The 25894-nt window shown below is 51.0% G+C and carries 19 protein-coding genes; 13 read left to right on the forward strand and 6 right to left on the reverse strand.

Going from position 1 to position 25894, the window contains the following annotated elements:
• The first annotated feature begins 160 nt into the window (after positions 1-160).
• The 3 genes from SH573x_RS28280 (at position 161) to SH573x_RS28290 (ending at position 2850) form a co-directional block, all read left to right on the forward strand.
• Positions 161-1168, forward strand: a complete 1008-nt coding sequence (locus SH573x_RS28280; RefSeq protein ID WP_479351386.1) for a DGQHR domain-containing protein — start codon at positions 161-163, stop codon at positions 1166-1168.
• Positions 1165-2178, forward strand: coding sequence for a hypothetical protein (locus SH573x_RS28285; protein ID WP_479351387.1), 1014 nt, complete (start codon positions 1165-1167; stop codon positions 2176-2178). Before SH573x_RS28280 ends, SH573x_RS28285 begins: the two co-directional genes overlap by 4 nt.
• Positions 2179-2511: 333 nt before the next feature.
• A complete protein-coding gene (locus SH573x_RS28290; RefSeq protein WP_479351388.1) occupies positions 2512-2850 on the forward strand; it encodes a hypothetical protein in 339 nt (112 codons plus the stop codon).
• Positions 2851-2887: 37 nt separating this feature from the next.
• On the opposite strand, the gene SH573x_RS28295 is transcribed toward SH573x_RS28290, so the two are convergent.
• On the reverse strand, positions 2888-3886 hold the full coding sequence (locus tag SH573x_RS28295) for a hypothetical protein (RefSeq protein WP_479351389.1): 999 nt from the start codon (positions 3884-3886) through the stop codon (positions 2888-2890).
• A 571-nt stretch (positions 3887-4457) separates the two neighbouring features.
• Between SH573x_RS28295 and SH573x_RS28300 the strand changes: the two genes are divergently transcribed.
• On the forward strand, positions 4458-4904 hold the full coding sequence (locus SH573x_RS28300; protein ID WP_479351390.1) for a hypothetical protein: 447 nt from the start codon (positions 4458-4460) through the stop codon (positions 4902-4904).
• A gap of 86 nt (positions 4905-4990) precedes the next feature.
• Here SH573x_RS28300 and SH573x_RS28305 read toward each other — a convergent pair whose 3' ends face one another.
• Complete coding sequence (locus SH573x_RS28305) at positions 4991-5188, reverse strand: hypothetical protein (RefSeq protein ID WP_479351391.1); 198 nt, start codon at positions 5186-5188, stop codon at positions 4991-4993.
• Positions 5181-6998 carry an anti-phage dCTP deaminase gene (locus SH573x_RS28310; RefSeq protein ID WP_479351392.1) on the reverse strand — a complete coding sequence of 606 codons (1818 nt, stop codon included), beginning with the start codon at positions 6996-6998 and terminating at the stop codon, positions 5181-5183. The genes SH573x_RS28305 and SH573x_RS28310 overlap by 8 nt, the downstream gene beginning before the upstream one ends.
• A gap of 354 nt (positions 6999-7352) precedes the next feature.
• Here SH573x_RS28310 and SH573x_RS28315 point away from each other — a divergent pair, with 354 nt between their 5' ends.
• From SH573x_RS28315 to SH573x_RS28325, 3 genes are read left to right on the forward strand one after another with little or no spacing between them, the layout of a single operon-like run.
• The gene (locus SH573x_RS28315) at positions 7353-9095 is read left to right on the forward strand and encodes a type I restriction-modification system subunit M (RefSeq protein ID WP_479351393.1); all 1743 of its coding nucleotides are present in this window, start codon (positions 7353-7355) and stop codon (positions 9093-9095) included.
• Complete coding sequence (locus SH573x_RS28320) at positions 9092-10450, forward strand: restriction endonuclease subunit S (protein ID WP_479351394.1); 1359 nt, start codon at positions 9092-9094, stop codon at positions 10448-10450. Before SH573x_RS28315 ends, SH573x_RS28320 begins: the two co-directional genes overlap by 4 nt.
• Positions 10451-10455: 5 nt before the next feature.
• The gene (locus tag SH573x_RS28325) at positions 10456-13566 is read left to right on the forward strand and encodes a type I restriction endonuclease subunit R (RefSeq protein WP_479351395.1); all 3111 of its coding nucleotides are present in this window, start codon (positions 10456-10458) and stop codon (positions 13564-13566) included.
• A 61-nt stretch (positions 13567-13627) separates the two neighbouring features.
• Here the strand turns inward: SH573x_RS28325 and SH573x_RS28330 are convergent, their stop codons facing one another.
• Both SH573x_RS28330 and SH573x_RS28335 read right to left on the reverse strand, forming a co-directional pair.
• The gene (locus SH573x_RS28330; RefSeq protein WP_479351396.1) at positions 13628-13963 is read right to left on the reverse strand and encodes a hypothetical protein; all 336 of its coding nucleotides are present in this window, start codon (positions 13961-13963) and stop codon (positions 13628-13630) included.
• A gap of 31 nt (positions 13964-13994) precedes the next feature.
• Positions 13995-14315, reverse strand: a complete 321-nt coding sequence (locus SH573x_RS28335; RefSeq protein WP_479351397.1) for a recombinase family protein — start codon at positions 14313-14315, stop codon at positions 13995-13997.
• 885 nt (positions 14316-15200) lie between these two features.
• On the opposite strand from SH573x_RS28335, the gene SH573x_RS28340 reads away from it, so the two are divergent.
• On the forward strand, positions 15201-16310 hold the full coding sequence (locus SH573x_RS28340) for a hypothetical protein (RefSeq protein ID WP_479351398.1): 1110 nt from the start codon (positions 15201-15203) through the stop codon (positions 16308-16310).
• Positions 16311-16401: 91 nt separating this feature from the next.
• Here SH573x_RS28340 and SH573x_RS28345 read toward each other — a convergent pair whose 3' ends face one another.
• The gene (locus SH573x_RS28345; protein ID WP_479351399.1) at positions 16402-16863 is read right to left on the reverse strand and encodes a hypothetical protein; all 462 of its coding nucleotides are present in this window, start codon (positions 16861-16863) and stop codon (positions 16402-16404) included.
• Positions 16864-16972: 109 nt separating this feature from the next.
• Here SH573x_RS28345 and SH573x_RS28350 point away from each other — a divergent pair, with 109 nt between their 5' ends.
• The 5 genes from SH573x_RS28350 to SH573x_RS28370 all read left to right on the forward strand — a co-directional run bounded on the left by SH573x_RS28350 (position 16973) and on the right by SH573x_RS28370 (position 25825).
• Complete coding sequence (locus tag SH573x_RS28350; protein ID WP_479351400.1) at positions 16973-17326, forward strand: helix-turn-helix domain-containing protein; 354 nt, start codon at positions 16973-16975, stop codon at positions 17324-17326.
• A gap of 49 nt (positions 17327-17375) precedes the next feature.
• Positions 17376-19646, forward strand: coding sequence for a GmrSD restriction endonuclease domain-containing protein (locus tag SH573x_RS28355; protein WP_479351401.1), 2271 nt, complete (start codon positions 17376-17378; stop codon positions 19644-19646).
• Between the two features lie 88 nt (positions 19647-19734).
• Positions 19735-20904: an AlbA family DNA-binding domain-containing protein gene (locus tag SH573x_RS28360; RefSeq protein ID WP_479351402.1), complete on the forward strand. Its 1170-nt coding sequence runs from the start codon at positions 19735-19737 to the stop codon at positions 20902-20904.
• A gap of 170 nt (positions 20905-21074) precedes the next feature.
• Positions 21075-25280 (forward strand): hypothetical protein, encoded by a 4206-nt coding sequence (locus SH573x_RS28365; protein WP_479351403.1) that lies wholly within the window; start codon positions 21075-21077, stop codon positions 25278-25280.
• 293 nt (positions 25281-25573) lie between these two features.
• Positions 25574-25825 carry a hypothetical protein gene (locus SH573x_RS28370; RefSeq protein WP_479351404.1) on the forward strand — a complete coding sequence of 84 codons (252 nt, stop codon included), beginning with the start codon at positions 25574-25576 and terminating at the stop codon, positions 25823-25825.
• The last annotated feature ends 69 nt before the right edge of the window (positions 25826-25894 follow it).

Genomic DNA, 25894 nt, shown 5'->3' on the forward strand with positions numbered 1-25894 from the left:
AGTCTCGGACCGGTTGGAGCGGTTGTGTAAAGGACTCAATGAAGTTAGCTAGTTGGAAAGGGCGTCTTTTTGCCAATCGGACCCCATCGGCAGCTAAGGGCAGACTAAAATCCAGCCTTACAAGGCTTCTCCAAACCGACAGATTGTGAGACCGGTTTTCATGAAAAAGAAATCGACTAAGAACGCTACGCCCCATGTGCCCATATCTTCATATCGAGCCCTACTCATAACTCAGAACAAGCAGCGATTTTACTTTGCGACGATCCCGGTCGAAGAGTTGTTCCACTGCTGCTTCGTGGCTCGACGTGAAGAAGCGCCTATCGATGGCTTCCAGCGAGCACTAAACGAATCACGAGCTAATGATATCGCAAGCTATCTTGCAAACGGTTCGGGTTCAATTCCGAGCAATATAGTGCTGTCCGCTCAGTCTGTAGCTAAACTCTCTTATTCCGCCAGGGCTGGAAGTATATCATTTCAACAGGTGCCTAAGGCATTTCTTGTTCTAGACGGTCAACATAGATTGTGGGGATACGCGAAATGCAAAATCGGGCATAGAGTTCCGGTTGCAATATACGACGGTCTCACAAGAGCCATGGAGGCGAAGCTCTTCATAGATATCAATACCACTCAGAGAGGCGTACCAGCTGCGCTTCTCCTTGACATAAAGCAGATCGCGCAGATCGAATCGACCCAAGAGCAAGAACTGAGAGAGTTTTTCGATAAACTGCAGGCTGACCCAAGGTCTCCTTTGGCGGGGAAACTCAGCCCTGCACAGTCGGTCGCCGGAAAGATATCCCGAGTTACATTTAACCGGGCAGTTGGAAACGCACTTCGTTCGAGTGTCTTGCAGGATATCGAGGGCGACCATCGCTATAAACTGATCTTGAACTACCTCAATGCCTTTGACGCCGAGCTCAAAGATAAAACCGTGCTCGTTCGTTCCGCGTTCTTTGATGCGATCTTCGAAGTATTTGACGAAGCTATTCGTAATTCACTCACTCTGTACCGCAATGTGCGGCAGGAATCCATTCAAAGGGTGGTTCAACCGCTCGCGAGACTGACGTTTACAACGGCTGGAAGCAGAACACTGCCGACGAAAAATGCGATAGCCGGACTCATGCAGACTGCATTGCGCAAAAATGTCGCGATTTCGGATGACATGCTGTGATTTTTTCGAAGGGCGTTCTTTGGCAGGGCCTCAGAAGTGAGGCGCTTGATGCCGTACCGGACGGGTGCGTCGCAAGTATGCGCAGTCCAACAAGTCTGGGAGCCTGGCAAACGCAAGGAATGTATATCGTTAGCAAATCTACAAACAAGCGTATCGAGCTAACCACATCATCTGTCGAAGTGGGAAGCGCATTACTCACCGACGTAGAGTGTCTTCTGGACCACGCTGCAGAGCACCAGGCGGCAGTGTGGAGCAGACTTGGAGCGACCTCTTTCGATAGTCATGCATGGATGGGTGTCACGTTGTACTATTGGGCTTTCTACCTTGTGATGGCCCAATCCAGGATGCGAGGCAAGACAGCATGGTTTATCACAAAGGAAGCGATTCCCCAATTTAAGGCGCTTGCACCGACGGGGAGTGCAACACCAGGAGCCGGTTGCTTCAGCTTTAAATGCGGCAACGCGGTTTCATCCAAAGACAGAGTAGTATTACTCGAAAAGCGCAACACCAGACTACATGAAGAGCTTTGGCGACAACTGTTTAGCGAGTCTCGCGATCGCCTCAAGTCCCTGAGTGTGCAAGGCGCTTCCGACGAAGAACGATTGTTCACTGCGATCGTACGCTCCAGTCAAGTCTTGGGTGACGAATGGCCAAGTGCATTTCGAAATATAGTCAATTATCGCCCTGGCTTCGCGTACACCGCCCCACGGAACGTTGTGGTACTGAAGCCACTTTCCTTCCTGCGCAGGGGCAAAAGCTACGAGTTTGATGAATTCCTGAATGATATGGAGCAAAGCGTTCTTGCAGTCAGGAAAAAATCGATACTTGATGAACCACAACGAGTGCTGGAGCTACTCGCATACTTGGTGATGACGCTTCATTGCATTGTGAATGATCTGCATGAAGAAATCGTCTCAAGGCATCGGTTTGATACACGCTGGCGAAACATGAGGCGAAAGTTTGTTCGTCAACACTGCACAACGCCATGGGGTGTTTGGCTTTTCGATTGACGACGTTGGCCCTTCGTTCAGCCGAATAAGCGAGTAACGTCAGGAGCCCGCGACGGGACTTCATGCGGGTCAAGCGTCGCGGCACCCGTCCTTATAGATCACTCTTTAGGTCTGGCACTACGCTCGAATATCGTCAATGAGTAAGCTGCGAGTTGGCTAGCTCAGCCAAGAACGATTCAGACTGCTGTTTCACGTTTTTGATTCCTTTGTTTGCGGTCGATCAATCACGACGAAGGAATCATTGCTGCGGTCTGTTAAACCATTTCTTGGCTCAACCAACGCAGGAAACGCAATACCAGGATACTGGATGCCAAGGCACACTGAGAAAGCTCGATGACATTGGTAGCGCACTCGCAGAGGAAATGGTGTAATATCGGTCAATTTGCAGGTGGACCATTCGATGGGCAGACGATTGGTAGCGATGCCACTTCCTGCGAGTTGCCCTCGATATTAGCTCGATACACGCTTCAATGCGGCGAGATGATATTTGAGTCGTACCGCTCGCCAGAAGCCGCACGGTTGCGTGACAGCTCGCTGGAAGAGTTCGATTCAGACGTTTGCCTTGCGGTAACGCTGAATCGCTCGATTCAGTATCGGCGACAGTTTGCTTATGTCGGAGATGATGTCGTTCAACTAACAACCACCATTAACTATTCGACGATGAGTGTGTGATTGCGACTGTTGTAGATGGTGAGCTAGTTTGTCCAGACTAATACACTCCCCAGCCGCCCTTAGCTGACTTCTTAACTCTAAACCCAAGTTCCGCCAGTGACTTGTAGTAGGGTTCACTCTGATAAGCAAAAAGCATGCGAAGTAGAAATACGTCGTGTCGCTTGGCGACGGACATAGCAATTTCAAACTGTCCATGTTCTGCGTCTATGGAACGAGCAATGTGTTGCTCAAAATCCCTCAGTGAATGGGAATGGCCAAGCCCAGCGATGGCCTCTTTGACCCATAGGTCTTTGCTCACTCCGTTTAGAGTTATGGGTAATCCATAGGCCACGAGGAATGCGTCTAAGATCTGCGCGACATTAGAATTCCCTTTTAGTTCTGGGAGTCGAAGCAAGCTCAAAGGTAATGCCAACCATGCTTTATTGTGTACCGAAAAGATAAGCACTATGTAACGTTCCGATATGCGACCAAGAGAGATCCTAACATCCCCAATGGAATAACTGGCGTCCGGCAGCGCGAGAATCTGCTTCGCAGTCTGGCTCGAAATCCCGTGGCTAAATCTTCCATAGTTCATACCAACGTCTTGACTGTCGAGTTGCCTTACCACGATTCGCTGCACGTTTTCCGTCTGGAGCTTTCCGTCCTTAAAGGCCCTCACTAGTTTGGATGCGTCTGCAGCACTCATCTCCAGTTCATACTTAATACTTCCTTTTGCCGTATTCACGATCAGTACTTCTTTCTCAAGGCATGCATGTCGAAGAACTCGTTTTATGAGATCGTTGCGTTCATCTTCGGATAGCGAATCAAAATCTTCAGAGATTGAGATCATTACCCTGACTTTGTCACCGCCTAGGTTCTTGCTCAGATAGTCAATCAACTTTTGCTTAGCAAAAATCAACTCCGACGGTAGAAGTCCTTTGGCCTGTCTCGTTGTCGAGTCGTAATCGTCGTGATGGTCGAAGCAGAGATATGCCAGATTCTGTTCGGCGTTGTTATGTGGATTGTGATCGATGTGCGCTATCTGTCCTTTCTTCACCGCTAATTCGCCATGCAAATGAAAGCACAGACAGCATCTACGCCTGGAATCGGTAAGAATTTGGAGTTCGATCTTGCTGGGGATTCTCTTTCGACGAGTCGTCTTTTTGGGCATCGTACTTGACCGAAGACCGGGGATTAGTCATTTGCAATAGCCGCGATTCTACTCGATCAATCCACCAGTTGTTGCTCCGTTCTTTTCGGATGGTAATTTGTCGCTGGGCTGATTGTATTCAACGTGGTCCACGAAGATCGCTCAGGACGAGCGCAGAGGGCCTGCCCTGACAATCGGCACCTATGAATTTTCGGTCTCTCTAACGCTCATCCTCGTTGGTCAGCTCGGCTTCGCACCGGATTCTTTCCACAGGTGACTGACTGGCGCATAGCTGGCTGTGTCTGTCGAAGCCGAACGCGCAGAGCACGTTTTCGATACCCTCGGCCTTTATGAATAAACCATTTCTTGGCTCAACCAACGCAGGAAACACTGCGTTTTTCACAGCGATTCTCGCTAACTTGCCGACAATAGCAGACTATAATTCGGGTTTGACTAGTGTACGTACACTTGCGATTTCTTGCCGTCAATCAGCACTGAGCATGAGGATGAGCAGCCGAATCGGGTCATCTCGCTTTCGCTGAGTTTCTCCGCCATCGAGGCGCTAGTATGCGATAAAACGGAAGGAATTGTTGACGAACTATCTCGGCATGTATCGTCTCTACTTGAGCCAGTGGCACTTAATCGGATCGAAGCGATTCAGGGGATCAAGAAGCTGTACAACATTCGCTCCAAAGTTCTACATGGCGACTCACTGATTGGAACCGAAGACGATTATTGGAGCGCTCGCGCACTGGCGGCAGCCGTACTCAAAGCGGCTACTGAATGGCGCGACCACACACGACGCATGGGACAGACCGCAGATAGCGCCGACTTCTTATCAGAACTTAAAACGATCTCAACGACAGGAGGTGTGATGGTCGGAGTTGATCCGCGACTTTCAAAGTTTCTTCCGGAGGGAAGGTGATTCGTACTGATCAAAGTCGCTCTGGGCCACGCGAATAGGAATTCGATGATGCAGTTAAGGACTACCAGTAGCCACCAAAAACTCGATTACCATTGACTGTCGGATGCTTCATCCTGAGTAGGTGAATCACTACGGGCCCCAGTTTGTTCATCGATTGAGACATCGCAACTCAGCGTACCAAGCGACGTTCTTTTCCATTCAGGATAATGTTTCACCATAAGTGCGATTGCATTCATCGCTTCTTCGATTTCCCGCAGCTCTTGTTTTGACAACGGTTCATCCATGGTTGTGTCCTTTCATGCGAGCCTTTTGTTGCCCCCAAAGCTCTGACGCAATGGCCTCAAGCTCAAGGTATGAGCACGGAAGCATCTGAGTCCGCAGTTTAGCTGTCTGAGGTTCCCATGTCACCCTCTTGCCCTGAGAGTCCTTGCGTTTTAACGCAAATCCTGAGCCAAGCTTCATTGAGAACAGGTCAAAGAATCGCCTGGGCCCCACTCCCACGAAGGGTTCAAAATGCACTGTACTATTGTCGGTTGAGAAGCCCAACGAGATCGAATCCGAGTGGAAAATTGCGGCCTTACTTTTCGGATATGGTTCTATGTATACCACACGCTTTATGCCTGCAGCTACAATGTGCTTTGCACAATTGTGGCAAGGAAAGGTGGTGCAGAATAGGTCTGCGAGGTATGTCGAAACACCGGTGCGTGCGCAGGCCATTAGGGCTTCCATTTCGGCGTGAACCATACGCCCGTACTCTGTGATATCGCCAATCCGACTGTCGAGCATCGCCTTTTCTACAACTGGCCTAAAGTCTTCTGGTAAGCGATTCAGAACGTCGCTGACAATTTTCTGCTGCTCTGCCTTGTTCGAGTCCTCACCGCGCGTGTAATCTCGTCCGTGTTCGCGATCTGCGATCACTCCAGTCGCTGCATCATACTCTGGCCAATAGAGTCCTCCGCCGAAGGCGGGGCAGTCGTTTGCTCCAGTTGACAAAATCTGCTTGTTATTCGTAACGACAGCACCAACCTGACGCGATAAGTCCGCAGAGCGAAGAGCGGCTGCAAACGCCATAAACATGGCATATTCGTCAAACGTTGGCGTCATGTATGGATGGGCGAAAAGTACATCGAGCATTCGATAAATGCTGTGGTCCAGCTGGTCTTGGTTACCGTCGATTCGCAGAAAGAAGTCTGACAGGTGAAACGTATCACTTGTCCGTTGCCCGTGATCCAGATTCTCGTTCTCGTCACGTGCGATAAGCGCATCTGCTTCCATTTCAGTCAGGTCAGTTTTTTTAAGCAGATGTTCCCGTCGACGCTTCAAGTCAGCATGAACCCCAACTAGATAGAACGCCTCTGGATAAATCTCACGGAGACGAGCAACTTCTTCTGGATGCTTAAGCGAGTCGACAATGTAAACTGTTTTGAGTCGCGGTCGAGTAGACTTACCATCGGCCTCGCGTTCTCGCTTGGTTGCGATCCTACTCGCTACTCCGAGCGCGAGAACTGAATTATCAGTCGATTTGAGCCGAGCCTCATCTCCTGCATTCATGAGGCTTTGGATTCGATCGTGTTCGCGGTCATGTTCAGGGACAGTAACTATCAAAGGTATGACTTCCTTTGATACCTTTACGATTTCGACCTTGTACTTGAAGACACTAAGGCGGTTGCGTAGTGCTTCAATAACTAAGTTGAGGTTGGTTCCTACGGCAGCGACTAGTCCAAGTACGAGTTCTGATGAGCCATACGTCTGTCCTAAGTAGTCGTTACGCTTGGAATGATCATCCGGGCGACTGGCCCCGCTTCCAAAACCTTCGACAGAACTGCCTGCGACGTCTATTGGCTTAATCGGTGCATCCATGTTCTGCACAGAATCATGCGATTCGAGCCGACTGACAACGAATTTCTCAAGTCGTTCGCGAACCGCCGCTTTGCCTTGAAAATGCAGCGTACCTGTTGACTCGTACCAATTTAGTACTGCACCATCATGCGAGCGATATTGCACGTGATTGCTGCTCATCGGAACCCAGTCACCATTTGGGTCTAGATCGGCCAATTTGAGACGTAGCTGTTCCAGCGATCCCTTGAACTGCATTGTGTATCCAGTCAAATGTTTATCTGGTTTTGGACACCTTCGGTCCTAAGAAAGTAATTTCTGCCTAAGTATATGAAGTTGCCGCTGCCTTGTGTTCCGACTACCAGCTCCGGGCGCAGCGACACAATGTGCCTTACAATATCTAGTCACGTGACGCCACATACAAACAAGCGTACTTCCACAGTTCTTGAAAGTCGCGTATCGCGCCGAGGCAGGGTCTAATGCGAGTTAGCCTTGCAATGCAAATGCTGGCGGGCGAGGTCCATTTGTTGAGGTGCTGGTGCTGCTGTGTTCGCAAGATCTGGTTTACAATTGTCGATTTGACATTTCCGGTTCTAGGTGGCACTTCAATCCATGTCGCAACAGAATCTATCGTCGTTCATCTGGTCCGTCGCCGACTTGCTTCGAGGCGATTATAAGCAGTCGGAGTATGGTCGAGTCATTTTGCCCTTCACGGTGCTCAGACGCTTAGACTGCGTGCTAGAGGGCACCAAGGCCGCTGTACTGGCTGAGAAGGCTAAACGCGAAGCGGCGGGGGTGAATGCGGAGCCGTTTCTGCTGAAGAAGTCAGGCCAGCTCTTCTACAACGTCTCGCCGATGAACATGCCGAAGCTGATGGGTGATCAGGACAACGTCCGCGAGAACCTGCTGTCGTACATCCAGGGGTTCTCGCCAGCGGTGCGAGACATCTTCGACTGCTTCGACTTCGCCACACAGATCGAACGGCTGGCTAAGGCCAATCTTCTCTATTTGGTCTGCCAGAAGTTCTCGAACATCGACTTGCACCCTGAAGTGATCAGCAATACCGAGATGGGGCTCGTCTTCGAGGAGTTGATCCGCAAGTTTGCCGAAATCTCCAACGAGACCGCTGGGGAGCACTTCACGCCGCGCGAAGTGATTCGGCTGATGGTCAATCTGCTGTTCATTGAAGACGACGATGCGCTGACCAAGCCCGGCATCGTGCGCTCGCTCTATGACCCGACAGCGGGCACAGGTGGCATGCTGTCGGTGGCTGAGGAGCATCTGCGCAGTCATAACAAGGATGCTCGCCTGGTGATGTTCGGCCAGGAACTCAATGGCGAGTCGTATGCGATCTGCAAGGCCGACATGCTGATTAAGGGACAGGATGTCAGCAACATTATTCATGGCAACACGCTCTCCGAAGATGGGCTGCCGGGTAAGAAGTTTGACTACATGCTCTCCAATCCACCGTTCGGTGTGGAGTGGAAGAAGATTCAAAAGGTCGTCGAGAAGGAGCATGAGCAGCATGGCTTCAATGGTCGCTTTGGCCCCGGCCTGCCTCGCGTAAGCGATGGATCCCTGCTGTTTTTGCTGCACTTGATCTTCAAGATGCGACCGGCGCAGGATGGCGGTAGTCGCTTTGGTATCGTGCTCAATGGCTCGCCGCTGTTCACGGGTGGCGCTGGCTCGGGTGAGAGCGAGATTCGGCGTTATGTGCTGGAGAACGATCTGCTGGAAGCGATCATCGGCTTGCCGACCGATATGTTTTATAACACCGGCATCAGCACTTACGTTTGGATTGTCAGCAACCGCAAACCCAAGCATCGCCAAGGCAAATTGCAACTGATCGACGCGAGCGGCATGTGGCAGAAGATGCGTAAGAGTCTGGGCAGTAAGCGTAAAGAACTCAGCGAGCAGCACATCGTGCAGATCACGCGCGTCTTCGGCACTGCTAAGCCAGTTAAGCATGAGGGCGTGTTCATCAGTCGCATCTTCAAGAATGCCGACTTCGGTTACCAGACCATCACCGTCGAGCGGCCCGAGCGTGATGCGAAGGGCAACATTGTCAAAGAGACCAAGGGCAAGCGCAAAGGGTTGCCCAAGCCAGACACTTCGCTGCGCGACACCGAGAACGTTCCGCTGGGCGAGGACATTCATGAGTACCTGAAGCGCGAGGTCTTGCCGCATGTGCCTGATGCTTGGATCGATGAAGAGAAGACCAAGGTCGGTTACGAAATTCCGTTCAACCGGCACTTCTATGTGTTCAAGCCTCCACGTGAACTAACTGAGATCGATGCAGAACTGAAGGGCGTGACCGATCGGATCGTGAAGATGATTGGGGAGCTGTCGCAATGAGCTTCAGAGCATATGACAGCTACGCTAATTCAGGTACTGAATGGCTGGGCGCGCTACCAGCCAACTGGAAAGTTACACAAATACGAAGACTGGCAAAAACTGGGCGTAAGACGTTTACTGATGGCGATTGGATTGAATCACCATACATAACTGACGAAGGTATCCGCTTACTTCAGACAGGTAATATTGGTATCGGCACCTATAGAGAACAAGGGTTCAGATTCATCTCTGAAACAACCTTCGCAACTTTGGGTTGCACAGAGGTGGAGCCTAATAACGTTCTGATCTGTAGACTTGCAGATCCCGTCGGGCGAGCATGTGCAGCACCAACGCTGCAAAGCAAGATGGTAACGTCTGTCGATGTCTGCATTCTAAAAACTAACGCTAGCGCGGACGCCCGATACGTTGTTTATTTCCTTTCATCCTCTGAATACCTCAATTTCATAGAATCGTCGTGTCGGGGGGGAACACGTGACCGGATCAGCAGAAGCTTCTTGGGAGCTGTTCCATTTCCGCTTCCACCGATCATAGAACAGCAAGCCATAGCCAATTTCCTTGACCGCGAGACGGCGAAGATTGATGCGTTGGTGGCGGAGCAGCGGCGGCTGATCGAGCTGCTAAAGGAAAAGCGGCAGGCCGTCATCAGTCACGCCGTCACCAAAGGCCTCGACCCCAATGCCAAGATGAAACCCAGCGGCATCGAATGGCTCGGCGATGTGCCTGAGCATTGGAGGACTCCACCAGTTTTCGCGCGCTTCCATGCAGTGCTAGGTAAGATGCTTGACGAAAACAAACGAACGGGCCTGCATCCGCTCCGCTACCTCCGCAATGCTGACGTTAACTGGGACACAATCAACGTAGAAGATCTCCCTGTGATGGATATCGAGCCCAATGAGTCGGAACGGTTCACGTTGAGACCAGGTGACATTCTGATTTGCGAAGGTGGAGCGGGGATTGGGCAAACTGCAATCTGGCAGGGCGAGCTAAAACAGTGTGCATTCCAAAAAGCACTACATCGATTAAGGCCATGGAAGACAGGAACCGAAAATCCACGATTCTTTTATTACTGCATGCGAGTTGCGGTTGAGACGGGGGCGGTATTAGCAGGTGGGACAGCAACTATTCCACATTTGACGGGTGAGCAATTAAGGAAATATCGCTTTCCCACTCCATCGCTCAAAGAACAAAATGAAATCGTGGCATTTCTGGACGACAAGGTGGGTAATTATTTGAGCTTGACGGCGAGTGCAGAGCAAACAATTGAGCTGCTCCAAGAACGCCGCACCGCTCTCATCTCCGCTGCCGTCACTGGCAAGATCGATGTGCGTCATCTCGCCAGCCAGGAGGCCGCGTAAAGACGATGTCGCTCCACACCGAGATCAACTTCGAGAACGACATCTGCGAGCATTTGCGCGGGACTGGCTGGCTCTATGCTGAGGGTGACGCGGCTCAGTATGACCGAGGTCTCGCTCTGTTCCCTGCCGACACCATCGCCTGGGTCAAGCAGACCGACCCGCATGCTTGGGAGAAGCTGGAGAAGGTCCACGGCAAAGCGGCTGAGGCAACGTTGCTGAAGCGCCTGCGTGATTGCTTGAACCAGAGTGGCACCCTGAATGTGCTGCGACATGGCTTCGATGTGCTGGGCCTCAAAAGCCCACTGCGCATGGCCCAGTTCAAACCGGCGCTCGGCATGAACCCTGACATCACCGCACGATACCAGGCCAATCGCCTGCGCGTGGTGCGTCAGGTGCATTACTCAGCTCACAATGAGAACTCGATCGATCTGGTCCTGTTCCTCAACGGCATCCCCGTCGCCACGGCTGAGCTTAAGACGGATCACACGCAAAGCATCGACGATGCCGTCTACCAGTACAAGAAAGATCGGCACCCTGCTCCCAAGGGGCTATCCCCTGAACCGCTGCTTGCCTTCTCCATTGGCGCGCTGGTTCACTTCGCAGTCAGCAGCAGTGTGATCCGTATGGCCACGCGGCTGGACGGTATGCAGACCAGCTTCTTGCCGTTTGATCAAGGTGACAACGGCGCTGCCGGTAACCCAGTCAATGCTGATGGCTATCGTACGGCTTACCTGTGGGAGAAGGTCTGGCAGTGCGATAGCTGGCTGGAGATCCTCGGGCGATACTTGGTGGCAGAGAAGAACGACAAGCAGCAGATCACCAAGATCATCTTCCCGCGCTACCACCAGCTCGATGCCACCCGCAAGCTCCAGCAAGCCGTGCTGAGCGAAGGGCCGGGCCACAAGTATCTGATCCAGCACTCCGCCGGATCCGGCAAGACCAACTCGATCGCCTGGGCCGCACACTTCCTGGCCGACTTGCACGATGCTCACGATCGCAAGCTGTTCGACACCGTGCTGGTCGTCTCGGATCGTAAGGTCATCGACGGTCAATTGCAGAACGCGATCTACAGCTTTGAGCGCACGGCTGGCGTCGTCGCGACCATCAAGGGCGATGCAGGCAGCAAAAGCGCTGAGCTGGCCGAAGCGCTCTCAGGTAAGAAGAAGGTGGTGGTCTGCACAATTCAGACTTTTCCAAAGGCACTCGACAAAGTGCGTGAGCTGGCAGCCACCGAGGGCAAACGCTTTGCCGTGATTGCCGACGAAGCGCACAGCTCGCAGACCGGAGAAGCTGCATCCAAGCTCAAGCTGGTGTTGTCGGCTGAAGAGAAGGCTGAGCTTGAAGACGGTGGAGAGATCAGCACCGACGACATCCTGACAGCTCAGATGTCGGCGCGGGCCGAAGAGAAAGGCATCACCTACGTCGCCTTCACCGCCACGCCCAAGGCCAAGACCTTGCAGCTTTTTGGTCGGCGACCTGATCCAACCCAGCCACCATCTGACGACAACCTGCCCGCGCCGTTCCATATCTATTCGATGCGGCAAGCTATCGAGGAAGGTTTTATTCTGGATGTGCTCAAGAACTACACGACCTACTCGCTGGCATTCAAGCTCGCCAATGGTGGGCAAGAGCTGAGCAGTGATCAGGTCGAGCGAAGCACAGCCATGAAGGGCTTGATGAACTGGGTACGCCTGCATCCCTACAATATCTCGCAGAAGGTGCAGATCGTTGTCGAGCACTACCGTGAGACGGTCGCTCACCTTCTCAGCGGCAAGGCCAAAGCGATGGTCGTAGTCGCTAGCCGCAAGGAGGCTGTGCGTTGGCAACTGGCGATGACCAAGTACATTAAGGAGAAGGGCTACCCGCTGCGCACGCTGGTCGCTTTCTCAGGCGAGGTCGACGACAAGGAGTCAGGCCCAGAGGCATTCAAGGAGACCAGCGCCAGCTTGAACCCTGACCTGATGGGGCGCGACATTGCCGAGGCATTCAAGGACGACAAGTACCAGATCCTGCTGGTCGCCAATAAGTTTCAAACCGGCTTCGACCAGCCGCTACTATGCGGCATGTATGTCGACAGGCGGCTCGATGGAATCCAGGCCGTGCAGACGCTCTCTCGGCTCAATCGCTGCTACCCAGGCAAGGATGACACGTTTGTGCTGGACTTCGTCAACGATGCTGATGACATCCTCAATGCCTTCAAGGTCTACTACACGACGGCTCAGCTCTCGGGTGTAACCGATCCGAACATCATCCTCGACCTGCGCACCAAGCTCGATTCGATGGGCTATTACGACAACCATGAGATCGATCGGGTGGTCAACGTCACTCTGGCTGATAAGCCTACTCAGAAGCAACTCGCCGCGGCGATCAATCCAGTGGTCGATCGAGTTCTCAAGCGTTTTGCTGCTGCCAAGGAATCACATATCGCCGCGCTGGCCGTCAAGGATGAGAAGGCGGCCAAATCAGCCAAGGACATCATGGACGCGCTGATCCTGTTCAAGGCCGACATGGCGACCTATGTGCGAGCCTACACCTTCCTCTCGCAGATCTTTGATTACGGCAACACCGACTTCGAGAAGCGATCGATCTTTTACAAGCTACTGGTTCCACTCCTTAAATTCGGTCGCGAGAAAGAGGAGATTGACCTCTCAGGCGTCGTACTCACGCACCACAAGCTCCGCAAACACGGCGATCGTGCTCTGCCACTCACCGACAAAGATGCGCCGAAGCTCGACCCGCTGACCGAAGTCGGTAGTGGATCGGTGCGAGAGAAGCAGCAAGCCTACCTGCACGAGATCATCGAGCAACTCAACACGCTCTTCGGTACCGACACCACTGATGGAGATCAACTGTCTTACGGGAACGCAGTCGGGAGCAAGACTTTGGAGTCGACCACGCTGCAACAGCAAGCCGTGAACAATAGCAAAGAGCAATTCAGTAATTCACCGGACTTGGACAATGAACTTATCGATGCAATTATTGACAGCATGGGAGCCCAAGAGGAACTAAGCAAACGCGCGCTCGACTCAGCAGAGACTCGCCAAGGACTTAAGCGATGGCTGCTCGACTACTTCCAGCTTTACGAGAAACTTCGGAAGCGTGCAGAGAGCGCCTAATTGCCTGTTCCAAGTTCGTCGGCACTCATGCCCGAGTGAAAGTTTGGAGTCGTATCGGGACTTACGCCTTCTGAGATTTTATCCACTCTCGCAGCTTGATTTGCTTCTGCATGACGCCAAGTCGTTCTTGGCGAATGACCCTTCTCCGTTCACTAAGTTGAGCCTTGGCTTCGGCAACGTAACGATTCCAATTCCGTCTATCGACAGCTATTGCAGCGCGAATAACCAAAAGTGTTTCACGGAAATCACTGCCACTTGAGATCCGCGTTAGCGCTTGATCGATGATGTCGCTCGCTGCCTGCTCGTCGAGCCAGCCGGAACGCAGTGCTCGCATCACCAGCCGAAACTCTTTCCTCTCAGAACAAAACGGGTATTCGCGATTGATCAACTGGGCCACGAGCTATCTTTTTTTGAAGTTCTGGCTAGACCTAGTCCCCCCCAAACCCCCACTTAGCACCTTCGAATTTATGGCTCGGCAGAGCACGGTGCAAGTACGCAGCACGTTTCTCGCAGGCTCTTGAAACCGCGGCTTGGAGGCCTGGGCGGTTATCAGCACGGCAACCGCTCAGCCCCGCATCGGTGTAAACATCCACAAGTTCGTAGTCGTTCACGGTACACCAAGCTTCTATCTTGGCCCGTTGCGTCTCTAAACTTATCCGATCGATTGCCTGCCCATCAGTGCTGACCCGAACATAACCGATTGCTGACTGCATAGTTCGACCCTCCAAGTCATAGGCACGAAATGCCATGTGAGGAGGCCAATTGGTCGGCTTCGATACGCAGCGGCGGACCAAAGTTAAGCAAACACGGCGGTTGGGGCCTAACGGCACCTTGCACTACGCGAGTGGTCTACCGTTCTCCCACTGATGCTTGCCACCGAACGTCGTGAGATATAGCGTTGAGTCAACTGGAAAGCGCCAGAGCTCGACAAAGATCCAGGCGATGTCGTCCGCCGCAGTGTTCACGTCCCCGTGGACATAGTATTTTCGCAGCGAATGGTAAGGCTTAACAGTCGGGTCATCTGGCCCCAGCCTGTCGGCTAGAAAGTGGAGTCCGGTTCGACACTGAACTATCTTTGCCGCCTCTGCCGCATAGAGCATGGGACGTGGGAGGTCTAACTCGAAGTGCTTTTCCAGAAAGACAAACTGGACAAATCGGTTCGATTCCTCGTTTAGTCGCCAGCCCTCTGAATTCAGTTCACAGCTAGCGCCATTCTCAGATGGAAAGGATGTGATGAACTGATGCGGGCCGTTATCACTTGCGAGGGCCCACACCGGCGCTTCGATCCGCTGGGGGGCGGTCAGTGGTATCGCTGCCTTCCGAGCGCCGAGGTAATCGGATTTACACGCAGTCGAGGGATTTCCACGGAATTTGTGTTAAGCTGAATCGATCGTTTCCTAAGACGAATTTTGATGGACTGTCGTGAAGCACGCGATTCAGCTTTGTCACAGCTAGTCGTGGTCTGGAAAGAAGCTTCGCAAAAAACGTGAACCTGTCCTAGAGTCGATGACCACTACTTGCCGGTATCCGCTTCTGAGACCTGCAAGTAAGCGAACAAGCATGACAGGTGAGACAAAGAAGAATCGTGTAGTTCTCGCTCGGAGACTTGGAATACTAGCCGGAAATAGAGGTTTATGCACGTTCAGTTTTGGGACGTTAATAGCACTACTTGCAGTGATCTGCCGTATACGACTGCGGAAATCTCAGCCCATCTGCTTGCCGATTGGCTTCCGTCGGTATCAGCAAGCGTATCGATGTCAGTTGTCGGATGGCCACAGTCACTCATATCTAGCGTCAAGGTTCAGGGCAAAGACTACTTGACCCTGAATTCCAATCTCGGGCAATGTGAGCGCCAGTGGAAGGGCTTTCTTTCATGGATGATTGGAGTTGCCGGTGCAAGACAGGTATTAAAGAACCTCAACTATCGCTGGATTGCCCCTTGTAGCGCGTTCTATCCCAACAATCAACTCGATGTAGCTATCGACTGGTTTACTGCTTTCCCGCCAGGAAGACTTTCCATCCAACCGGCAAGTCCCCCAACATCGAAGTTTCGTCCAGATTACATTTGCCTAAAAGCGGCAACAGCTAGCTTGACAGAGTTTTGCGTCGTTGAAGCTAAAGGAACTGCGAAAGACCTATGCAAGCTGCATTCATGCCTATCCCATTGGAAAGGCCAGGTAAACAACATTCGTCTAACATTAGACGGTATCCCTGTCCACATCGCCCGGCGAATAGTTGTCGCATCACGATGCTGCACGATTGAACAGAACGCTGAGGCACGAAGGATGCAAATCCGAGCTTGGAACTCGCAAACTGAATCAGTAGGTCTTCCGGTTGCGGATACCGTACCAATTGTTGTTGCGCATCTGGTTGGGTTGTATCGAAATCTCAGACTCGACAATGTCGCCCTCCGACTCATGGTGTCTGCTGAGCGACGCGCTGCGATCCGAAGTTTGTTACCCACATCTGAGACAGCCGGAACTGCAAATCCAGCCGAACCAACCGCCGAGTCTGCGGTTATTCCGTCCGATGTATCTGTGCCACTATTTAACAAGACGCTCGAAGTCGAGCTGAGCAAACCAATTCGCGAACTAACGGATAGTCTGATCGAAGCAGCGACAGTTAGTGATGCAGCCATTGCAATCATAAAAGGCGATGCCATGCTTGACCAGTGGAACGCAAATCGTGACTGGAGTGATGCGGTACCGCTCCCATGCGGAGTTCTATTCCGGGGAATCTACTAATGCACTGATTCGCGAAGCGCCATCTATTACTTGCCGAAGTTTTAAGGAGTCGTCGGAGGCCTGCTGTTCTTGTGAAGTGAAGTCGATTTCTTCAGCCCGCTGGGTTCGCGCTCAAACTTGTAAAGTCCGCCAATCCTCTAACGGGTTGCCACCCCCCACTGTGAACCTTCACACATTTGGCCTCTCGCTTACTGGGATCAAGTTGGTAGTCTTCGATCTCGATACCGCTGCGAAAGGGCGATTTAATGTTCTTCACGTCGGTAGTGGACGCTGCTCCCCAACGTACTGCATCAAGAAAGGCATCCAGCATTTCGGGAGGGTCAAATCCATTTGGCTCAGGCAGCGATACCTTTTCAACAACTTTGGCCCCTGGTTCGATCTCCCAAACTACTTGGAGCTCCTCACCTAATCCATCGTCCTCAACTGAGGAAACTGTTAACAATGTCTGCGGCTTGCCAAGGGGCGACTGCAGTGCATGAGTCGGCAGGTTACTCGGTTTTACATGATTGACCATCCAAGGGCGTGACCGCACATGGACTAGCTTGACATTCAACGTAATCCAGTTGCTGCGCTTCGTTGACTACTTGTTGAGTAGTTGTCTGTTGAGTGCAAATATCCTACGATAGCGGCGGCAGTACAGCAATCACTGTGGGGGGCCTTTAATGATCTTTGGCAAGAGAATTCGGCAGCTGAGAAAAGCCAAGGGCTGGAGCCTGCGAGATCTGGCCGAAAAAGTTGGAGTGGGATTCACCTACCTGAGTCGAGTCGAAAACGAGCGTTTGAACTTCGGCGACTATCCCAGCGACGCACTTATTCATCGACTCTCGGATGCACTTGGAACGAACGAAGATGAGTTGGTAATTCTTGCTAAGCGAGTACCCGAACGCATCCGTCGTCGTGTAATTCAACGCCCTGAAGTTTTTCGTGTACTAGCTGAATGCGATGACAAGACGCTCGACATGGTGCTTGTTGCAATTGGCGAAATGGCCAATCGGAAGTCGCGAGTCAAGAAATGAAATCGTCCATAAAAATTGAAACGTAGAGCAACACCTGGGAATACATTCAATGAGCGAAACACTTTTCAAGAAGGTTGACTATTCTCTCTCGAAGCTCGTTGACGACATTGAGATGGGGAGTATCGGCCTGCCTGACATCCAGCGTCCCTTCGTATGGAAGAATGCAAAAGTCCGTGATCTCTTCGACTCGATCTACCGCGGCTATCCGGTCGGTTACTTTCTGTTTTGGCAGAACGCCTACGACGGAAGTCAGAAGCAAATAGGTACCGACAACAAGCAGAAGGTTCCCAACCTACTGATCGTGGATGGCCAGCAACGGCTTACATCGCTCTACGCGGTAATTAAAGGTATTCCAGTTGTTCGCGAGTCCTACGAGAAGGAGCGAATCGACATTGCGTTTCGCCCGACAGATGAAAAGTTTGACGTTGCCGACGCGGCCATTCGCAAAGACCCTGAGTTCATTCCGAACATCTCCATACTCTGGGCTAAGAATGCAAATCTCTTCGAGATCGTGGGCAATTATGTAGAGAATTTGATGAGCCATCGAGAGGTGGCGGGAAAGTCGCTGACGACCGACGAAATCCAGCAGGCTCAAACCGCGATTCAACGTGTCTCCAACCTACTCAGTTATCCATTCACGGCCCTTGAGCTTTCGGCCAATATAAATGAAGAGCAGGTAGCTGAGGTCTTCGTTCGTATTAACAGCAAGGGGAAGGTGCTCAACCAGTCTGATTTCATTCTGACACTAATGTCGGTATTCTGGGAGCAGGGGCGCGCTCAACTCGAAGATTTTTGCCGTGAAGCACGTATCCCGTCGAAAGGAAAGCCCAGCCCGTTCAACCACTTCATAGAACCGGACCCAGACAATTTGCTGCGGGTTTCCATCGGCTTCGGTTTCCGTCGCGCCCGATTGAAGTATGGGTATTCGTTGCTTCGAGGCAAAGACCTTGAAACCGATCAGTTCAGCGATCAGCGAAGAATCGAGCAATTCGAAATTCTAAAGGCAGCCCAAGCGGATGTACTGAATCTGCAAAACTGGCATGGCTTTCTGCGAACTCTACATCTTGCGGGCTATCGTGGTTCGCACATGATTAGTTCCAGCACGACGCTCATCTATGCCTATGTCTTCGACCTCATCGGCAAGAAATCGTTCGGTATCGACGGGTTCACCCTTTCGACTGTTATCGCACGTTGGTTTTTCATGTCTTCATTGACGGGTCGGTATACTGGCGGTGCTCCTGAAACAGCCATGGAAAGAGACTTGGCTTTCATTCGAGACTTCAAGACCGGCGACCAGATTCTGAATTGGATGGAGAAGACGATAGAAAGCGAGTGCACCGATGATTTCTGGAACATCGCATTGCCCAGTCGTCTGGAAACGTCATCCGCCACCAGTCCAATTCTCTACGCATATTTTGCGTCTCTCAATTTACTCCACGCCAAAGTACTGTTCTCGCACAAGAAAGTTGTTGATCTGTTGGATCCATCCCAGAAGGGCGACAAGTCCGCTACCGAGCGTCATCATCTCTTTGCCAAAAAGCATCTAAAGAGTCAAGGGATCACGGCCACGCGCGATACCAATCAGATCGCCAACTTCGCGCTGGTCGAGTGGGACGACAACATTGCGATTTCAGGAAGTGCGCCAGAGGACTATTGGCCTGCGCACTCTAAGCGTTTTTCCGAAACCGATGTGGCTCAGATGTGCCACTGGCACGCGTTGCCCGTGAACTGGCACAAAATGGAGTACCGTGAGTTCTTGGAAGCGCGGCGCAAGTTGATCGCCAAGTTCATCAAAGAGGGATTCTCGCACATAACCAACGCTGACAAAGGGCCAGTCGCCCTAAAAGAAAGCGAGCCTTTGGCGCAACTGCTTGCAGAAGGCGAAACAACTCGTATTGAGTTTAAATCCACTCTACGAGTCAATCTTCACACCGGCCAGCCTGACAAGAAGATGGAGCATTCGTGCCTTAAGACGATTGCCGCGTTCCTTAATTCGCATGGAGGACACTTGATCGTCGGCGTAAGCGATGCGGGTGAAGTCTTGGGGGTCGAGAAGGATGGGTTTCAAAATGAAGACAAGATGAACCTTCATCTCGTGAACCTTATCAAAGATCGGCTGGGCCCCCAGCACATGCTAAACATCGAGCCAAGATTCGAGACCTTCAAAGGAAAGCGAGTACTGGTCATTAGATGCATGCCGTCGAACGTGGCTGTGTTTCTCAAGGAAGGCAGCTCCGAGCAGTTTTTCTCAAGAACCGGTGCCGCTACGAGCGAACTACTGCCAAGTCAGGTTCAGGTCTACGTGAAGCAGAGGTTTTGACAAGCACTGAAGAATTGTTCGCCGGAGATAGTCATGGTCTCGACCGCCTCAGTTGCCTTTATTGTGGTTTAACTCCGGAGCTTTATCCATGTTGCCAAGAGCAATTGAATCTATCACGCTTGCCCACTTACAAACTCTTGTGGCCAATGCTGTGCAGGAAGGCAAGTCGATCGAATTCAAACGCGACTTCTATCGACTGGATGCGACAGACAATAAGTTCCGAACAGAGCAACATGAAGAGTTACTCAAAGATATATCTTGCTTTGCCAATACGGTCGGCGGCGATTTGATCATTGGTATCGATGAAATCGATCACGTCGCGTCAGAAGTTTGCGGGATCAAAGTACAGGATATCGATGATCTGAAGCGCAGAATCATTCAGTTGGTTGAATCCTGGATTGAGCCACGATTGCCTATGGCGATTTATGCTGTCAGCCATAGTCCAGGTCGCTACGTCCTCGTTATTCGCGTTCCGCAAAGTCTCATAGCTCCGCACAGAGTGATCTATCAAAAGCAATTTGGTCAATTCTGGGCTCGTAATTCTGGAGGTGCCTATCAAATGGATACAGGTGAACTTCGCAGAGCGTTTACACTCTCGGAGTCGACTTTCGACAAAATTAAATCGTTTCGTGAACATCGTGTTGGTCAGATAGAAAACAAAAGAACGCCAACAGTTCTTTCAGATGGGCCCAAAATGGTCCTGCACCTCATCCCGCAGGATTCTTTCGCTTCTCGACAAAACTTCCCGCCCGAACAGCTAGAGGCCATTCCGCTACGGATTCTCCGAAGCAACGGAAGCTACTCGACCTTCAATCTTGATGGCGTGCTGAGAAAAGACAGTTACGACGATCCATGTACCTCGTATCTCCAGATCTTCAGAAATGGAGTTTTGGAAATTGCCAGCAGCGCAATAACGTTTGAGAAGTACAACAATACGTTTCTGCTAACATCTGATGTCGTCAAGATTATTAAACTCATACCCCACTATTTGGATTTTTTTTCAGGCATTGGAATCGCGACCCCTGTTTGGTGCTTTTTGACTTTTACGCAAGTGGCAAATTTAAGACTACCACAAGTTCAGCACAAACCGCCCACCGTCTTCGGAATCGACACGCTATGGCTTCCAGAAGTTGAGTGTGTGGATTTTAAGACATCAGCGGACGAACTGTTTCATCCGATCGCTGACGCACTGTGGAATGCTGGTGGTCACGCTAAATGCCCACACTATGTTGGTGAGGAGCTTAGACCATGGTTTTAACCGTTGTATAATCTCCATGGAAGATGAGAGCTGCCGCTCGCTCATTTCCGCGTCACTTTGAAGCTTCCTGTGAGTTTACTATTGGTATGAATAGGGACGACCCAACAGCTACTTATCGGGGGTATCGACGTCAGGCGCTCTACGCCCTCTCACGTCTCTTCGATGAGGGCATGCCAGACAACTACGTGATACAACCTGAAGGCAACGAAGACCTCGCTATATTTGACTCCAAAGGTGCCCTCCTGGAGATCGTCCAAGTAAAGGATTACAGCGAAAACCTTGTTGCTTCGAGCTTTAAGCCTTCATTCTATCAGCGCATCGCCCCATACTGCGCCAACGATTCTAGGACAATCGTTCGAATCGTATCGTTTGGACCTATCGGCCCCGATTTGCAGCTAGCCGTTAACGGTGACCCCGCTGCTCAATCCCGAGTACTGAGGACTCTGACAAAGTCAGGTGGACGAGATCAAGGGCTTACCGAGGTAAACAGTAAGACTCGTGCTAGTGGGATATCTGACGAGCAGGCTAGGAGTATCATCACGCGTATCCAATTGACAACTGTAGTCGAAGAGGTGCTCAAGAACTCCATTATTGCAGCGTTGTCGAAAACGGTCACTGGTGTCGATGGTTCACACGCATTTGATTTTCTTATGTGGTGGTTACTAACCTCTTCCGAATCACAATTAAGAATCAATCGCCGCCAATCCATTGCTAAAGTGGAAGCGATTGGCAAGTTTTTGTCACGTCGTTCTGCCTACTACGAAGAGTGGTATAACACAATCGTTCCTATTGCTTCCGAGGCTTCGGGAATGCATCCGCATTCACTCGAACTAGAGTTCTTTCGAGGCGGACGTGTACGATTTGAACATGTCAATCGCGACCTCGACGTGCCGCGAGAGCGCATTTTAAAAGAGATTCACGATGCCTTTGACCATCATAGTGTCGTTGTACTGCATAGCGCTTCAGGTCAAGGAAAAACTACACTGGCCTACCGGTACGCGAAAGAATTCGCTCCCTTAAACTTTCGATTTGAGATACTCGCTTCTTCTGACTACGCACATGCGCGACGCATAGCATGTGCACTCGCAGGCCATGTGGAAGCAGTCGACGTCCCAACTTTGGTCTTTGTCGATGTTCGGCCCGGTGACAACTGTTGGTCCGAAGTTGTACGCGAACTAGCCTCGGTCAAAGGAATACGTGTTCTGGTTGCAATTCGCGAGGAGGACTGGAACCGTACGCATGTTAGCGCTGCGGATTTCTCATTCGCCGAGATACAACTCAATTTTGACAAATACGACGCCGAACCGATTTATCGTCGATTGACAGCCGCGGGAGGGCCGACCCGCCACCTAGACTTCGAAGATGCGTGGAACCAATTCGGCGACAGAAAATCATTATTCGAGTTCGTTTACTACATCACTCAGAAAGAGACGCTCGCAGATCGAATATCAACTCAGATTAAAGCATTGCAAGATGAAGTAATTCTCGGTCAACGAAGCAAAGGCGAATTGGAACTTCTTCGACTTGTTGCTATTGCATCGGCGTACGAAGCCAGGTTGGACCTTGTGAAGTTGATTGCCCTATGCGATTTAGAATCGCCGCAACGTACGATCGAGCGATTCGACAACGAATACTTAATTCGCGTTTCGACGAACGGCTCCTTTGTCGAGGGATATCACTCCGTCCGCAGCGAAATCATCTCAAGAAGATTAACCGATCCAGTCGTTTGCACGTGGGCATCCGTAGCGTCTAGAACAATACCTTTGATCGTTGAGGAAGATTTGGAGCCATTTCTACTCTGTGCGTTTTCACGACATCCTGAAGCAACCCCGTTGCTGAATAAAACATTGGATGCATTTAGGCCGAACAGTTGGTTGGGAATACGCGGCGTAGCGTCATCGCTCATCTGGAATGGAATACGGGAATACACCGAACAAAATTCAGCATTGCTCGATGAAGTCGGCCAAAACGTCAACAGTGCCTGGCGCTTAGCTCTCGACTGGGACTTAGGTCAAGCTCGCAACAGAGAAGGTATTCGAAGTCTCAGAGGGTCGCCTCTGTTTACTAGCGGCCAAACTGACTACATCCTTGCCACAATGGCTAGACAAACTAACAAAGATGAAGTCTTCTTAAAGCTTCGTAACTGGCTGAGCGCGTGCGCATCATCACCAATCCCGCCAAACGAAAAGCGTAGCTTTTGCGCCATGGCAGAGATCCTTTTTTGGCTCGGACACCTTCATATTGAATCCCCATTGCGTGATGCAATTACAGATGACCACATCAGCCGCGCACTCGATGTGCTATCGCTCCACCTCTTTGGTGAATATATTCGTGGGGTACGAACCTTTGATTCCGAATTGTACAACCGGTGGCTTTCAAAGAACCGAAACCATTTAATCGAATGTATGCGGCGTGAGGCTGTAATCGTTAAGCTTGAGGAAACGGATGAAAGTCTCGTTGCTCATTTTGTCATTGATATTGACCTGCAGCCGACTGCCCTTCGTGGACGAGGAGAGACACATGTGATAGCGGAGGCGACAATCCACGATTTGGCAATGGAACGAGTGGAATTGCTCGGCAATCTGTTCGCGGGAAAGACACTATATGGCGCAGTCGGATATGGGCATCGCACATCGCTCACCTCTGAACCATGGGACGCGGCGAATAAAGCGGGCGTATCGGCGGAAATTCTCTTCGCTTCATGGCTTTTACGAGTGAACTCTCTTGCAATTGGCTTCGCTGAAAGGAGATTCCGTCCAGAGAATTGGGTAAGTTACTTCGAAGAGCTCCAGATATTGCGAGAAAAAAACCTGGCATCGTTTATCGATTTGCAACTAGTCACGTTACAACTGAAGAGTTCCCGAGTAAAAAGTGCACGCGCCTTCGTGCAAGGCGAAGTCGTGTGGAAAGATTGCAGTACAGAAATCAATAAACAGCTGCTGTTGCCACGAGTGGCCGTCGACGAATGGGGCTTTGTTACCGAATCGTCAACACTCAGTAACTTTGAAGCTCGCAGAAACCAATACAGCGGGCAACGACGATTTGATCCCGTACGACAGGCGGTAGCAGACTACAAGAAGACGTTAGCAAGCTTTACGCAACAGGCCCTGGACTGCTTAGTTCTTGTTCCCAAATTGTGTGCAGCGAATACCGACTCCGATAGAGATACAATTTATAGGGCCGCGACTGCGCAGGGTATCAGCCGGGACTGTGTCAGACTGTCTGTGGTTAACTTAGCAGATGCTTTTGTGGCAATGGAGCGACTTCAAACGTCTACACAATTGGTATTCGACAATAAGCACCTACCTGGTTCGAGTTCGGAATTCTGTATGCGTGAACGCAAAGAATTTCTTTCAACAATCGCAGCTTGGTTTGCGTTTGTCGACGATTGCCCCCATCAGCTGCGAAGCCTAGAACCGAAGAAGAAGCGAAGATCTCCGCAACATGCAAATCGAAAAGCACGCGTCTACACGGAGATTCTCGGCCCAACAAGAAATCGTGTAAAGAATTCATTGCGAGAGCTTCGCAAAGAAGGCATAAATGCCAAAATCCTTTCAGAAACCGTGCGATGGAAGGGCAAGCCTGCATTGTGGATTACATTCGATACAAATCACCCAATTTCCACTTTGTATGCAGTCCGCACGATATGGCATAAGTTGATTGCTGCTTTTGGACCAGATCGATTTAGGCTTGTGAACGCCAAAGCAATTGACCTCTGTTGGTCATCGATCCTGCTTGTTCCACTAGTTGCTGGAAAGAGTTTGGAACGAGCACTGCATCCGCATTTTAAAGGGGTAACTTATTCGGACCCACCCGATCTCGGTGAAGATGCGTGGCGTACGATTCTAGAGGAGATCCCAATTGATACCTGGTCTCAGTTGGGCTTGAGTCAATGGGAAGTTGGTACTGGCTGGTCAGTTTTCAACCAGTTCACGGAAGCTTACGTATCAATGTTTCACCATGTCGATCACATGGCAGATTTTGACAGGCTTCCTGAAGATATCGACGATTTAGGGTTGGAAATACTTTTGTCCTACTTCAGCCACGAAGTAACTCGAGCAAAACCACTGTTAGATAAGACGTTACACACCTATGCAGAGGCGTTACGCATCATTAGTGAGTGCGACCTTGAGGAATTAGAGAGCCGCCCAAATATGATGATGTGCGTGCTAAACCTAGCCGAGATCAAGCGAGCGATCGAACCCATACCCGGCTTTCGTCAAGGGGCAAACTTGTCAACCAAACAAATCGTCGATTGGCGGGACAGGCTATCGTCGGGCATCCAACAACTTGTTTTGGCGAAATACATGTGGATTGCCGATTCGCTCAATTTTCCTGAGTGCACGGTTCCCGCAGAAATGTTCCCAGATTTTTAATTTAAGTTGTGTGTTGATGTGACGCGACACCAAGTCATCTTCAGAATAGAAGTCAGGCAATCGGCCTCTGTGCCCCTGCTTGCTTAAACCGCATCGCTACAATTCCGAAATGGTCAGGCGGATGTAACACGGCATTGATCAAATACCCATAAAGTCAGGCACAATATGACAACAAGACGAGTCAATGGAATATTGTTCACCTCCGAAGAGCATGTGCTGATTGTAGAAGCGTGCAATCTCTGGGATGAGCAACACGACTTGATTGATCTAAGGAACAACCAAGTAAGATACCCATGATCCTAAGAGACAAGCTACAGGAGTACGGGTGTTGCCCCAATGCCACTAGCCGCGCGTTCGTGCTCAATGAAAAAACGCTGCGGTTTAAAGAGGAGTTGGACGAACCCCTCGAACAGTGGCTCGCAAATTGGTTTCGCACCCGGCGATGGGCGATTCCAGCTGGTGCTTTTGTCATCGGCTTGCCGCTGGTCAAGAACTATATCGAGATGAACATCTGGATTAGCGGATTCGTGGTGGGACAAAAGTAAACCACAGCTCCAGGAAACCAACGCGCTATGCGCAGAATTCGACTCCGAGTTCTGTCCCGAGGATGGCAG

This window comes from Rania fehmarnensis, from assembly GCF_056494185.1.

What these genes read in the sequence shown, in the direction of transcription:
- SH573x_RS28280 (WP_479351386.1), top strand. Translation starts at nt 161, where the DNA reads ATGAAAAAGAAATCGACTAAGAACGCTACGCCCCATGTGCCCATATCT.
- SH573x_RS28290 (WP_479351388.1), top strand. Translation starts at nt 2,512, where the DNA reads ATGACATTGGTAGCGCACTCGCAGAGGAAATGGTGTAATATCGGTCAA.
- SH573x_RS28305 (WP_479351391.1), bottom strand. Translation starts at nt 5,188, where the DNA reads ATGGATGAACCGTTGTCAAAACAAGAGCTGCGGGAAATCGAAGAAGCG.
- SH573x_RS28310 (WP_479351392.1), bottom strand. Translation starts at nt 6,998, where the DNA reads ATGCAGTTCAAGGGATCGCTGGAACAGCTACGTCTCAAATTGGCCGAT.
- SH573x_RS28315 (WP_479351393.1), top strand. Translation starts at nt 7,353, where the DNA reads ATGTCGCAACAGAATCTATCGTCGTTCATCTGGTCCGTCGCCGACTTG.
- SH573x_RS28320 (WP_479351394.1), top strand. Translation starts at nt 9,092, where the DNA reads ATGAGCTTCAGAGCATATGACAGCTACGCTAATTCAGGTACTGAATGG.
- SH573x_RS28325 (WP_479351395.1), top strand. Translation starts at nt 10,456, where the DNA reads ATGTCGCTCCACACCGAGATCAACTTCGAGAACGACATCTGCGAGCAT.
- SH573x_RS28335 (WP_479351397.1), bottom strand. Translation starts at nt 14,315, where the DNA reads ATGGCATTTCGTGCCTATGACTTGGAGGGTCGAACTATGCAGTCAGCA.
- SH573x_RS28340 (WP_479351398.1), top strand. Translation starts at nt 15,201, where the DNA reads ATGCACGTTCAGTTTTGGGACGTTAATAGCACTACTTGCAGTGATCTG.
- SH573x_RS28350 (WP_479351400.1), top strand. Translation starts at nt 16,973, where the DNA reads ATGATCTTTGGCAAGAGAATTCGGCAGCTGAGAAAAGCCAAGGGCTGG.
- SH573x_RS28355 (WP_479351401.1), top strand. Translation starts at nt 17,376, where the DNA reads ATGAGCGAAACACTTTTCAAGAAGGTTGACTATTCTCTCTCGAAGCTC.
- SH573x_RS28360 (WP_479351402.1), top strand. Translation starts at nt 19,735, where the DNA reads ATGTTGCCAAGAGCAATTGAATCTATCACGCTTGCCCACTTACAAACT.
- SH573x_RS28365 (WP_479351403.1), top strand. Translation starts at nt 21,075, where the DNA reads ATGCCAGACAACTACGTGATACAACCTGAAGGCAACGAAGACCTCGCT.
- SH573x_RS28370 (WP_479351404.1), top strand. Translation starts at nt 25,574, where the DNA reads ATGATCCTAAGAGACAAGCTACAGGAGTACGGGTGTTGCCCCAATGCC.